Raw genomic sequence first — 11,884 nt, 5'->3', positions numbered from 1 at the left:
GGGCGCCAAGGGCGTCGACCTGGTCGACCCGGACGGCGGTGTGATCCACGTCGACGTGGTGCCTGAAACCAGCCAGGTCGACCCCACCGGTGTGGGTGATGCGTTTCGGGCCGGTTTCCTCACCGGCCGCAGCGCCGGGCTGAGCCTGGAGCGTTCGGCGCAGCTGGGCTCACTGGTTGCGGTGCTGGTGCTGGAATCCACCGGTACACAGGAGTGGGATTGGGACCGCGAGGTCGCCGTGACACGGCTGGCCGGCGCCTACGGCGACGACGCCGCCCAGGAGATCGCCGCCGCGCTGGTTTAGTTCGCCGCTACAACTGCACCGGGTAGTGCGGTTCTTTGATCTGCGGCAGCACACTGTGCTCAACGAAAATCGCGTGCCAAAGCATGAATATCAGCACCGTCCATAGTCGGCGGCCGTGATCGCTGGTGCCGCAGCGGTGTTCGTCGAGCATCCGGCGCACCGCAGCGATGTCGATGAGCTGGCCGGCCTGCGAAGAGTCCAGCATCGCGTACGCCCACTCCAGCAGTTCGCCGGCGCGCAGCCAATGCCGGATCGGCACCGGGAAGCCCAGTTTGGGCCGGTTGAGCACATGCGCCGGCACGATCGGCTCCAGCGCACGCCGCAACGCGTATTTGGTGGTGGTCCGGGTGATCTTGGCCGACACCGGTAACCGGGACGCCACGGCGAACACCTCCGGGTCGAGGAACGGCACCCGTAGCTCCAGCGAGTTGGCCATCGTCATCTTGTCGGCCTTGACCAAGATGTCGCCCCGCAGCCAGGTGAACAAATCGATGTGCTGCATGCGGGCCACCGGATCCCATCCCGCCGATTGGCCGTACAGCGGGGCGGTGACGTCGGTGTGGGTCCACTCCGGGCGGAACCCGGGCAGCACCGCCCGCAGTTGCTCGTCAGAGAAGCTGCGTGCATTGCCGTAGTAGCGCTCCTCAAGCGTCAACGATCCGCGGTGCAGCAAGCTCTTACCGCGCATGCCCTCTGGCAGCGGCTTGGACACCTTGCCCATCGAGCGCCGGAGCGGGCGCGGCAGATAGTCGAATGGCTTGAGCGACAGCGGTTCCCGGTAGATCGTGTAACCGCCGAACAGCTCGTCGGCGCCCTCGCCAGAAAGCACCACCTTGACATGCTTGCGGGCTTCGCGGGCGACGAAGAACAGCGGTACCAGAGCCGGGTCTGCCACCGGTTCGTCGAGATACCAGACGATCTCGGGCAACGCGGACACGAACTCGCTTGGCGTGACCACCTTGGCGACGTGCCGGGCGCCGATCGCTTCGGCCGACGCGACGGCGACGTCGATCTCGGAAAAACCTTCCCGCTCGAAACCGGTGGTGAAGGTGATCAGCCGCGGGTTGTGCCGGATGGCCAGCGCGGCGATCGCCGTGGAGTCGATGCCGCCCGACAAGAACGCGCCGACGGTGACGTCGGCGCGCATGTGCTTGGCCACCGAGTCCTCCAGGACAGCGGTGATCTCGTCGTAGCGGGCCTGCTCGGTGTCGCGGGTGATCGGTACCGGGGTGAACCGGGGCACGAAATAACGGGTGACCTCCGGTTCGGGCTCGCCAGGACGGATGCGGGCGTAGCACCCCGATTCCAGGCGGCGCACTCCGCGGGTCAGCGTCTCCGGCTCGGGCACGTACTGCAACACGGTGTAGTGCTGAACGGCCCGCTGGTCGATGCTGGTGTCGAACCCGATCAGGTCAGCCAAATCCAGCAGGCATTTCTTCTCGCTGGCCACCGCGGTGCCGCCGGTGCCGCTCGCCATGAACAGCGGCTTGATTCCGAAACGGTCGCGGGCACAAAGCAATTCGCGACTGACGGTGTCCCACAGCGCGAAGGCGAACATTCCCCGCAGCCGCGCCAGCGCGTCGACGCCCCAGTGGTGGTAGGCGGCGATGATCGCTTCACCGTCGCCGTCGGTGGCGAACACGGCGCCATAGCTGGCGGCGAGTTCCGCGCGCAGCTCGAGATAGTTGTAGATCTCGCCGTTGAACACCAGCACATACCGGTCGGGCGAATCCGGCGGCCCCCACCGCAGCGGCTGGTGCGAATGCGCGATGTCGATGATGGACAGCCGGTTGAAGCCGAACACGACAGCCCCGTCGGGATCGGTCCACGTCCCCGGCTCGTCGGGGCCGCGGTGACGCATCAGCTGGGACGCGTCGGCCACGGCGCCGGCTGCGCCGCTGGCACTGCCGGCGGCGGCACCGACGAAGGCCAGCAGTCCACACACGGCGCCCCAGTATGCCGCAATGCGGCGCTCAGCGGCGTTGCGCCTAGTGACCGCCGACCAGGCGGGTAGCTCGTCACCGGTGGCTATGCGTGGTCTACGCTGCGTAGTATTCGACTGCTGCGGCGGGTCAGCCGAGCTGCGCTGCCCCAGCTTGTGACACAGGAGGCGCCAACGTGACACCTCGCGTGCCCCGACGTGCGCGTGGCTTTGCTGGAGGCTTTCGTCCGGCGCTGGCCCGAGGGCGTCGACTGCTGGTGCTGGCCGGCACCCTGGGTGCGCTGGCCGTGACCCTTAGCGGTTGCAGCTGGACCGAAGCGCTTGCCCTCGGATGGCCCCGGGGCATCACCCCGGAAGCCGATTACAACCGGCAGCTGTGGATCGGCGCAGTCATCGCCTCGTTGGTCGTCGGCGTCATCGTGTGGGGCCTGATCTTCTGGGCGTCGGCGTTTCATCGCAAGAAAAAGACCGACACCGAGCTGCCCCGCCAGTTCGGCTACAACTTGCCGCTGGAATTGGTGCTCACCGTCACACCATTCCTCATCATCTCGGTGCTGTTCTATTTCACGGTCGTCGTGCAGGAGAAGATGATCCACCTGGCATCCGATCCAGAGGTGGTCGTCGATGTCACGCCGTTCCAATGGAATTGGAAGTTCGGCTACCAGAAAGTCCGCTTCAAGGACGGCACCTACCAGTACGACGGCGCCGACCCGGCGCGCAAACAAGCGATGGTCTCCAAGCCGGAAGGCAAAGACAAGCACGGCGAGGAAATCGTCGGCCCGATCCGTGGTCGCAACACCGAAGACCGCAGCTACCTCAACTTCGACAAGGTCGAAACGTTAGGCACCAGCGACGAAATCCCGGTGCTGGTGTTACCGGCCGGCAAGCGCATCGAATTCCAGATGGCTTCGGCCGACGTGGTGCATGCGTTTTGGGTTCCGGAGTTTTTGTTCAAGCGCGACGTCATGCCCAATCCCAAGGCCAACAACTCCGTCAACGTCTTCCAGGTGTCGGAGATCACCAAGACCGGCGCGTTCGTCGGCCGCTGCGCCGAAATGTGCGGCACCTACCACTCGATGATGAACTTCGAGGTTCGCGTGGTGCAGCCCAACGACTTCAAGGCGTACCTGGACAAACGCCGTGAAGGCAAGACGAACGCCGAGGCGCTCCAGGCGATCAACCAGCCGCCTACCGCCGTCACCACGCACCCGTTCGACACCCGCCGCGGTGAATTGGCACAGCAAGCGAGTAAGTAGGAACACCGATGCACATCGAAGCCAGGCTGTTCGAGTTCGTGGCCGTATTCTTCCTCGCGACGGCGGTGCTCTATGGCGTGCTGACCCAGCTGTTTGCGACTGGCGGTATCGAGTGGGCCGGCACCACCGCCTTGGCGCTCACCGGCGGCATGGCGTTGATCGTGGCCACGTTCTTCCGCTTCGTCGCGCGCCGGCTCGACACCCGGCCGGAAGACTACGAGGGCGCCGAGATCAGCGACGGCGCAGGGGAATTAGGCTTCTTCAGCCCGCACAGCTGGTGGCCCGTGCTGGTTGCGTTGTCCGCCTCGGTGGCCGCAGTCGGCATCGCCCTGTGGTTGCCGTGGTTGATCGTCGCGGGAGTGGTTTTCGTGCTCAGCTCCTCGGCCGGACTGGTCTTCGAGTACTACCTCGGGCCGGAGAAACACTGATTGACGTGGCCAAAGGTCACGATCAGGACACCACTTGAGCTGCGGCCGATTCGGCCAGACCGCCGCGCCCGACCGGGTTGGGTAGGGTTGCTGCCGAAGCACAATGCAAAATATCTGAGCGCGCAGCACCAGTGCCGCGCGCGCTGGTGATGTAGTCGAACAGGACAGGCAAGCATGAGTGGGCCGAATCCCCGTGGACCGGAATCTGACGAACTGGATCTCGGCCGCGAGCCCAGCGAGGACCTCGACGCCGAGGGCGAGTCCGGTGCCGAGGAGGGGGAGCCTGCGGACGACTCGGAGCCGACAAGCGCGACCGATTTCTATTCGCAGGCATACTCCGCTCCCGAATCGGAGCACTTCACCAGCGGCCCTTATGTGCCGGTCGACCTCGACCTCTACGACTACGACAGCTACGACGAGTCCACCGAGGGAGAGGAGAGCCGGCCGCCACGCTGGCCGTGGGTAGTGGGCGTCGCGGCGATTGTGGCCGCGATCGCCCTGGTGGTGTCGGTGTCGCTGTTGTTTGCTCGCACCGACACCAGCAAGCTGGCCACTCCCGGGACGGCGCCGACATCGACGCCGCCGATACAGGACGAGATCACCGTCACCACCCCACCTCCTGCGCCGCCGCCCACCAGCGCGCCCCCGCCCCCACCGCCGCAGACGGTGACCGTGACGACCACCGCGCCGCCTCCGCCACCGCCTCCGCCGAGCCCTGAGGCGCCGCCACCACCGGCGACCAGCGCACCCCCGGCGACCCCCACTGCGGCAGCGCCGCCGCCGGCCCCACCGAGCACGACACCGGCCGGTCCACGGCAGGTGACTTATTCGGTGACCGGTACCAAGGCGCCGTTTGACATCATCACAGTCACCTACGTCGACGCGGCCGGACACCGGCAGACCCAACGCAACGTCTACATTCCCTGGACACTGACCCTCACGCCGATCTCGCAATCGGAGGTCGGTTCGGTGGAGGCGTCCAGCCTGCTGCGGCTGAGCAAGCTCAACTGCTCGATCACCACCAGCGACGGAACGGTGCTGTCGGCCAACACCAGCGACGCACCGCAGACGAGTTGCTGATGGCAGTCAGGGATTTCGGCGCCCGGCAGCGGTGGGGCACCGTTTCACCGGCCACCACCGATCGAATTCTGCTGGGCGCATGCGCTGCAGTGTGGTTGGTGTTTGTGGGCGTGAGCGTGGCCGCGGTGGTCGCGTTGGTCGACCTTAGCCGGGGTTTTCAGCGGACAGGCAGCCAGCACACCCCCGCGGTGCTCTACGCCGTCATCATCGTCTCTGCCCTGGTGATCGCCGGCGCGATCCCGGTGCTGCTGCGCGCCCGCCGCACCGCGCAGCCCGCAGTCCGACCGCCGGGCACAGGGGTGCGGGGTACGGTGCGGCAGCCTGCCAGGGCCGGGCACGTCCCGGCGCGCGCCACGACCGGGGAAGCCCGCACCGAGCGGCTCACAGCGCTGCGATCGCCGGGTTTGTCCACAGCCGAGGTGGACCGAATTTGGTTGCGCGGCATGCTTTCTCTAGTGGCGACGATGGGGGTTGCGCTGATCGCTGTCGCGGCAGCAACCTATCTGATGGCTATCGGTCGCTACGGCGCGTCCTGGACCGCGTACGTCATCGCCGGGATCGTCACAGCGACGATGCCGCTGATTGCCTGGCAGCATCTGCGGCGGCTCCACCGCCTACGTACCGGGGAGTGACGCGTCGACCACAGCAGCGGCGTGGTGGGTCACGCTTCCAACCTGGCCCGGATCGCGGCCATTCGTTCCTGGAGCTCGATTTCATTGATGACACCGCGCACCAGGAGCGAGTGGGCCAGTGCGACAAGCTGATTCTCCGGATAGGGCAGGCCGGAGTAAGCAGTTAGCGACAGTGTGTCCTCTTCGCGCCGTCGCTCGACAGAGCTGAGAACCTCTGTTCCACAGCCTGATCGGTCGAGCGCGTCGCACATGCCGTCCAGGCTGGATTTCCACGGCGGTACAGGATTGTCGACGCCGTACTTTGCGGCCATGCGAGCCCAGATTTGGTTCCGTTCCACGATCTCCCGCAATACCCAAATCCGGCCGCGTTCGATGGAATGCTCTGAGCCGCTCACGTGTTCGTCCCCGAGTCGCTCGGTGGTTGCGCCGGGCGGATAGCCGGGCGGGTGGCGGTGATCGCATTAGCGGTCACGCCAACTTTGGGTAACGCGACGCCGATCAAACAATCCCGGGTGACGATCTCAGCGAGTTGGTCTTCGTCCCAGTCCTCGGTTCCCGCCGGGCGCACGGGCAGCACCATGAAACGGTGCTTCTGGTTCGAATCCTCTACCCGGATAGCCACGTCTTCGGGCAAGAACAGTCCAAATTCGGCCAGTACCTGACGCGGCCAACGCACGATGCGGCGGCGATAGTTGGGGGTGCGGTACCACTCGGGCGAATTGCCCAAGATCGGTCGCGGATAACACGAGCAGAGGGTGCAGACAATGACGTGGTGCAACGTCGGCGCGTCCTCGAGCACGCGCAGCGCGGTGAAGTCGCTCGGTGTCCCGAAACCAGTGGGTTGTAGCCAGTCGACACCGACTTCTCGACTGGCGGCGATCCCATCGGTCAAGGCGAGCCTTTTGAAGTCGGGATCAAGCCAAGCGCGAGCCACCAAACGCGCGGCGGGGGTTGGTCCGATCTGTTCGGCGAACTCGGTGAACCGGCGATGATCCTCTGCGCTGAACAAACCCTTTTCGATGCACAGTTCGCGGATGGCGATCTCGAGGACCTCGAAGTCGGTGATTTCGTCCACCATGGGCGCCGCGGTGCGATCGTGATCGTGGTCGGTCATACCAATCCCTTTGTCTTCGTTGCCAAGCGGATCCGCGACACTAGCGGCCTGCTTCCAGCCAGCGTTCGGGAAGCTCCGTTTGCAAGGTGTCACTTTTCGTGCCGGTATAGCGATGCCACAGCTGGCAGAGGTCGAATCGAACGATGTAGAACCATTCCGGTCGTTGGTCATGCCGATCCCAGGCCTCGTCTTCGGCGGCAAGGCTCTCATAGGCGAGGGCCACGACCCTGCCTTGAGCGCCGCGCACGTATTCCTGGGTGCGGGTATAGAACAGGGCCGGCAACTCGCGCACCCGTACCGTGTCGCCCACCTTGAACTTCGGCTGGCCGGCCTGACCGGAATACACCTGCGGGTCGCCCTTGCCGAGCGCGCGGGTGTGGTGCACGTTGCGCTCGACCCGAGAGCCGTCGCCGGCAACCTTCGGTCTAGCTTCCAGTGGCCTCCCGTTGAGGCCCCCTGCATAGCGCTCTTTGACCTCGGCTACCCGATCGGCCAATTCACCCAGGGTGATGTGGTGCTTGTCGACCAGGATGCGGGCGGCGGCCAGCAGCCAACGACCGTAGTAGGGCAGCCCTAAATAGTTGGTGCGGCCAACGTCGACGTTGCCGATTCGGCGTCGTTCCTCCGAGACCCAGATGCCGCGCCAGCCGAGAATCTCGCAGAGGATATAGATGTTGTGCTCCCACTGTTCGTACTGCTTGTTGACGAACTCAATGGGTGCATCCGGCTCGCCGCCCACGTCGTGCGGCGTTTTCATGTAGGCAGCGATCCGCTGGTGGTCGAGCAGGTCGGGATACGGTGCGTCCGGAAGATCGCTGAATGCCGATTTCAGCCGGGCGATCAGGTCCAGCTGCGACTCCCGGTCGAAAGGGCTTGTCATGCGGGTCCGTTCGTGGTGGGATCGGTCGGCCTGCGGACAGCCGCGCACAGCGCAGCCCTAGACCATTTAAGTCCTCAGGACCCGCCACCGGGAAGGAAACGGCGCCAACACAGTCGGCGCCGAGATGCCGGCTGGGTGGATTACCGGCGGCTAGTGCTGGCCGTTGGGTGAACCGTTGCTGCGTTCTTGGCGCTCCCGCAGCGCGGTGAGGGCACGCTGTTCGGCGGCGTGCGCCGCCTCGCGCAACTCCGCATCCTCCGACGGCGGGTCGGCGAACAAGAAGCTGCCGCTGCCCGGCGACCCGGTCAAGCCCAGCTTGTTCATCTTGTTGGGAACCGGCGCGCCTTGGTATTCCAGGGGTACCGGGTGGCCGTGCTCGTCGACCGGACCCAACGGCTGGTGCAGCTCGATGTAGGCGCCGTGCGGCAGCCGTTTGATGATGCCGGTTTCGATGCCGTGCTCGAGCACTGCCCGGTCGCTGCGCTGCAGCCCGATGCACCACCGATACGCGACGAAGTAGACGATCGGCGGCAGCACCACCATGCCGATGCGGCCGATCCACGTCGTCGCGTTCAGCGAGATCTGGAACTTGTACGCGATGATGTCGTTCATCGCACTGAGCGTCAGCACCATGTAGAACGCAATCGCCATCGAACCGACAGCGGTGCGCACCGGGACGTCACGCGGCCGCTGCAGCAGGTTGTGGTGCGCGTAATCGCCGCTGAACCGCTTCTCCAGGAACGGATAGATGGTCAGCAGAACGAATATCGCGCCCATGATCAGCGCGACCCAGACCGCAGCCGGAATGGTGTGGTGCCAGAAATAGAACTCCCACGGCGGCCAGATACGGGCCAGACCCTCCGTCCACATCATGTAGAAGTCCGGCTGCGAACCCGCCGACACCTGAGATGGCTTGTACGGGCCCAAGTTCCAGATCGGATTGATCTGCAGCAGCCCGCCCATCAAGCCGAGGACGGCAACCACCAGCGCGAAGAACGCCCCGGATTTGACGGCGAACACGGGCATCACCCGTACACCAACCACGTTCTCCTCGGTGCGACCCGGGCCGGGGAACTGGGTGTGCTTCTGGAACCACACCAATGCCAGGTGCAATCCGATCAGCGCCAGCATGATCGCCGGGAACAGCAGGATGTGAATGGCGTACAGCCGGGGGATCAGGAACCCCCCTTGGGCGCAGTTGTAACCCACCCCGCCGCACGGGAAGTCGCCACCCATGAGTGCCCAGTGCAGCCATGTGCCGATCACCGGCATGCCCAATGTGATCGAGGACAGCGCCGCCCGAAGGCCGATACCGGAAAGCAGGTCGTCGGGTAGCGAGTAGCCGAAGTAGCCCTCGAACATGGCCAGGATCAGCAGCAGCGAGCCGATGAGCCAGTTGGTTTCGCGAGGCCGCCGGAACGCGCCGGTGAAGAAAATGCGCGCCAGGTGCACCATGATCGCGGCGGCGAAGATGAGTGCCGCCCAGTGGTGGACCTGACGGACGAACAGTCCGCCGCGGACTTCAAAGGAGATGTTGAGAGCCGACTCGTAGGCCTTCGACATCTCCACACCCCGCAACGGCTGGTAGACGCCGTTGTAGGTGACTTCAGTCATGGAGGGATCGAAGAACAAGGTCAGATAAACGCCGGTGAGCAGCAGCACGATGAAGCTGTATAGGGCGATTTCACCGAGCAGGAACGACCAGTGGGTGGGGAAGACCTTGTTGAGCTGGCGGCGTACCGCTGCGGCGGGGTGATAACGGGTGTCGATGTCGTCGGCTTGGCGGGCCAGGACGCTGCCGATATCAAGTTTTGGGCTCATGTTGTTCGCTCCCAAAATGCCGGTCCGACGGGTTCGATGAAGTCGCCGTTGGCGACGAAATACCCATTGCTGTCGATTGTGATGGGAAGCTGCGCCAACGCGCGCGCAGCCGGCCCGAATATCGGTTTGGCGTACTGCAGCGCGTCGAACTGCGACTGGTGGCACGGGCACAGGATCCGGTAGGACTGCTGCTCGTAAAGCGATGCGGGACAACCCAAATGCGAGCACACCTTGGTGTAAGCGAAGAACTCGCCGAAGTTGAAGCTTTCCTGGCCTTTGCGCTTGACGACTTTTGACATGTCGTTGGGCCGCAGGCGGATCAGCATGACCGGGTTGCGAACCCCCATCAAGATTTCCGACAACTTCTCGTGGGATTCCGGGGTGGTGCCGTCACCGTCGGACTCCCGCCACGGAAAGACGGTTTCCATGCCGCCGGCGTCGAGGTCTTCCGGGCGGATCTTGACGAACGGCGGTCCGGCATGGCGGCCGGTGGCACGCGCCAGGTAGATCGTTTCGCCGGGAAATCGTGGTGTCCAGCCGGAGGTCCACAGCACGGCCTTGTTGCCCTTCGCCGTCGGCACGACCGGTTTCCACGGGTTCTTGATGAGGCCGCCGACGAACGCCACCAGAGTCCCTAGGCCGAACGCGCCCAGCCCGACGCCCAGCGACATCCCGATCAGCTTGCGTCGCCGGATCGTCGAGCCTTCGAAGGCATCGGTCAGGTTGGCGACCACCGTCTTGCGGTGGATCTCCGGTGACCTGTTGTCGTGGCGTTCCTGGACCGAAATCTCTTCCGGCAGAAACTTTTTCTGGTACAGCACCGCTCCCACGGCCACCGACAAGATGGACAGTCCGAAGGTCAGGCCATAAAGCGGTGTGGTGAGGGAGTACAGGAAGCTGCCGTTGACTTCCTTCGGCTTGTACTCCCATGGCCAAAACAGGAAAACCAGCAGCAGTGCCAGCCCGAAGAGGCCGCCCAGCAAAAGCCAAAGCGCCACTTGCCGTTCCGCGCGCTTCTCGGCACGCGTGCCTGCCACCGGCCACCGCGGCTCTTTGTAGAGGATTTCCACACCGTCCAACCGGCCACCCAGCGCGACCAGTTCCTCACGCGACATCGCGTTGAGCGCGGCCTCGTCAGGCAACTCCGAAGGGGCGGTGCGGGCGGCGTCGGTGTCCGCGCCGACCGGGTCGGTGACGTCACTCATGTGCGCCGCTCCTCCTCGCTTGGCTTCGCATCGTCGCCGGCGCGGCTCATGTTCTGGCCCCAATCCACAGCGCCGCGCCGATGACCGCGACCATCCCGATGATCCACGCGGCCATGCCTTCGGGTGCGGGTCCAAAGCCGCCCAGGCCGTTTCCACCGGGCTGACGCTCTTCGCTGACCGTCTTCACGTAGGCGATGATGTCCTTCTTCGCCTCGAGCGAAAGCTCACGATCGGAGAACTTCGGCATGTTCTGTGGCCCGGTCCGCATCGCCGCGAGCATTTGCTGCTCGTTAGGAGGCTCCAGATTCGGTGCGTATTTGCCGGACGACAGCGCCCCGCCCTTACCGGTGAAGTTGTGGCAGGACGAGCAATTCAGCCGGAACAGATCGCCGCCGCGGCCTAAGTCGTTGCCGCGCAGCGACTTTTGAGCGATGCTGCCGTCCGCGTCGCGGACCAACGTGGGGCCGCCGCCGTTGGCTTGCACGTAGGCGCCCAGCGCGTCGATCTGCCCTTCGTCGAAGATCGGCTGTTTGCGGGGCGCTTGGGCCTCACCACGTTCGGCGGGCATCCGGCCGGTGGAGACCTGGAAGTACACCGCTGCCTCTCCGACGCCGATCAGGCTGGGCCCGCGACCCGCCACGCCTTGCAGGTTGGCGCCGTGGCAGGTCACGCACGAGGTGTCGAACAACTGCTTGCCAGTGCGCAGCAGCGCCGATGAGGATTCGTCGGCGACGGCCACTTGAGGCTTGGGCGTCAGGATCGCGGCTAGCGCGCCCGCCGCGGCCAAGGCCACCAACAGCAGCAATCCCGCCGACGCACGCCGGCGAAAGCGCCGCCGAGTGCGATCGCTCCGAAGGAATCGGGTCAGCCCCAATTTGTTCAACCGCGCACTCCTGTCCGCGCTGTGCCCATCCACCGGCGTGCTCATCGGATGAAATAGATCGTCGTGAACAGCGCAATCCACACGATGTCGACGAAATGCCAGTAGTAGGAGACGACGATCCCTGCGGTGGCCTGCGCTGGGGTGAACTTGCTCATCGCGGTTCGGGCGAGCAGGAAGATGAAGGCAATCAGCCCGCCGATCACGTGCAACCCGTGGAAGCCGGTGGCCAGGTAGAACACGCTGCCGTAGGCGCTGCCGGGGATGGTGGTGCCGTGACTGGCCAGGTGGTAGTACTCGTAACCCTGGCCGAGGACGAAGAACAGGCCCATCAAGAACGTG

The 11,884-nt window shown here is 65.0% G+C and carries 13 protein-coding genes; 5 read left to right on the top strand and 8 right to left on the bottom strand.

Going from position 1 to position 11,884, the window contains the following annotated elements:
• Positions 1 to 304: PfkB family carbohydrate kinase (locus VFA16_RS23525; protein ID WP_324970154.1), on the top strand; the 304-nt coding region annotated here is incomplete at its 5' end.
• 7 nt (positions 305 to 311) lie between these two features.
• Here VFA16_RS23525 and asnB read toward each other — a convergent pair.
• Positions 312 to 2,249 carry an asparagine synthase (glutamine-hydrolyzing) gene (gene asnB, locus VFA16_RS23520; protein ID WP_324970153.1) on the bottom strand — a complete coding sequence of 646 codons (1,938 nt, stop codon included), beginning with the start codon at positions 2,247 to 2,249 and terminating at the stop codon, positions 312 to 314.
• A gap of 173 nt (positions 2,250 to 2,422) precedes the next feature.
• Here asnB and VFA16_RS23515 point away from each other — a divergent pair, with 173 nt between their 5' ends.
• The 4 genes from VFA16_RS23515 to VFA16_RS23500 all read left to right on the top strand — a co-directional run bounded on the left by VFA16_RS23515 (position 2,423) and on the right by VFA16_RS23500 (position 5,642).
• Entirely contained in the window at positions 2,423 to 3,502 is a 1,080-nt protein-coding gene (locus VFA16_RS23515; protein WP_414687795.1) for a cytochrome c oxidase subunit II, read from the top strand.
• Between the two features lie 8 nt (positions 3,503 to 3,510).
• Complete coding sequence (locus VFA16_RS23510) at positions 3,511 to 3,930, top strand: cytochrome c oxidase subunit 4 (RefSeq protein ID WP_324970152.1); 420 nt, start codon at positions 3,511 to 3,513, stop codon at positions 3,928 to 3,930.
• 174 nt (positions 3,931 to 4,104) lie between these two features.
• On the top strand, positions 4,105 to 5,010 hold the full coding sequence (locus VFA16_RS23505) for an MmpS family transport accessory protein (RefSeq protein ID WP_324970151.1): 906 nt from the start codon (positions 4,105 to 4,107) through the stop codon (positions 5,008 to 5,010).
• The gene (locus tag VFA16_RS23500; protein ID WP_324970150.1) at positions 5,010 to 5,642 is read left to right on the top strand and encodes a DUF2561 family protein; all 633 of its coding nucleotides are present in this window, start codon (positions 5,010 to 5,012) and stop codon (positions 5,640 to 5,642) included. The genes VFA16_RS23505 and VFA16_RS23500 overlap by 1 nt, the downstream gene beginning before the upstream one ends.
• A 29-nt stretch (positions 5,643 to 5,671) precedes the next feature.
• On the opposite strand, the gene VFA16_RS23495 is transcribed toward VFA16_RS23500, so the two are convergent.
• The 7 genes from VFA16_RS23495 to VFA16_RS23465 form a co-directional block, all read right to left on the bottom strand.
• Positions 5,672 to 5,953, bottom strand: a complete 282-nt coding sequence (locus tag VFA16_RS23495) for a thiocyanate hydrolase (protein WP_324970155.1) — start codon at positions 5,951 to 5,953, stop codon at positions 5,672 to 5,674.
• 80 nt (positions 5,954 to 6,033) lie between these two features.
• Positions 6,034 to 6,756 (bottom strand): thiocyanate hydrolase subunit gamma, encoded by a 723-nt coding sequence (scnC, locus tag VFA16_RS23490; protein ID WP_324970149.1) that lies wholly within the window; start codon positions 6,754 to 6,756, stop codon positions 6,034 to 6,036.
• A gap of 40 nt (positions 6,757 to 6,796) precedes the next feature.
• Positions 6,797 to 7,636, bottom strand: a complete 840-nt coding sequence (locus VFA16_RS23485) for an SH3-like domain-containing protein (RefSeq protein WP_324970148.1) — start codon at positions 7,634 to 7,636, stop codon at positions 6,797 to 6,799.
• 150 nt (positions 7,637 to 7,786) lie between these two features.
• Complete coding sequence (locus VFA16_RS23480) at positions 7,787 to 9,457, bottom strand: cytochrome bc complex cytochrome b subunit (protein ID WP_324970147.1); 1,671 nt, start codon at positions 9,455 to 9,457, stop codon at positions 7,787 to 7,789.
• Positions 9,454 to 10,662, bottom strand: a complete 1,209-nt coding sequence (locus VFA16_RS23475; RefSeq protein ID WP_324970146.1) for a ubiquinol-cytochrome c reductase iron-sulfur subunit — start codon at positions 10,660 to 10,662, stop codon at positions 9,454 to 9,456. Before VFA16_RS23475 ends, VFA16_RS23480 begins: the two co-directional genes overlap by 4 nt.
• A gap of 46 nt (positions 10,663 to 10,708) precedes the next feature.
• Complete coding sequence (locus VFA16_RS23470) at positions 10,709 to 11,545, bottom strand: cytochrome c (RefSeq protein ID WP_324970145.1); 837 nt, start codon at positions 11,543 to 11,545, stop codon at positions 10,709 to 10,711.
• Between the two features lie 41 nt (positions 11,546 to 11,586).
• A partial coding sequence (locus VFA16_RS23465) for a cytochrome c oxidase subunit 3 (RefSeq protein ID WP_324970144.1) occupies positions 11,587 to 11,884 on the bottom strand: 298 nt, incomplete at its 5' end.

This window comes from Mycobacterium sp. (assembly GCF_035653355.1).
Lineage (GTDB): Bacteria > Actinomycetota > Actinomycetes > Mycobacteriales > Mycobacteriaceae > Mycobacterium.
The sequence above is the reverse complement of the archived record's forward strand: the minus strand, read 5'-3'. Positions and strand labels throughout refer to the sequence as shown.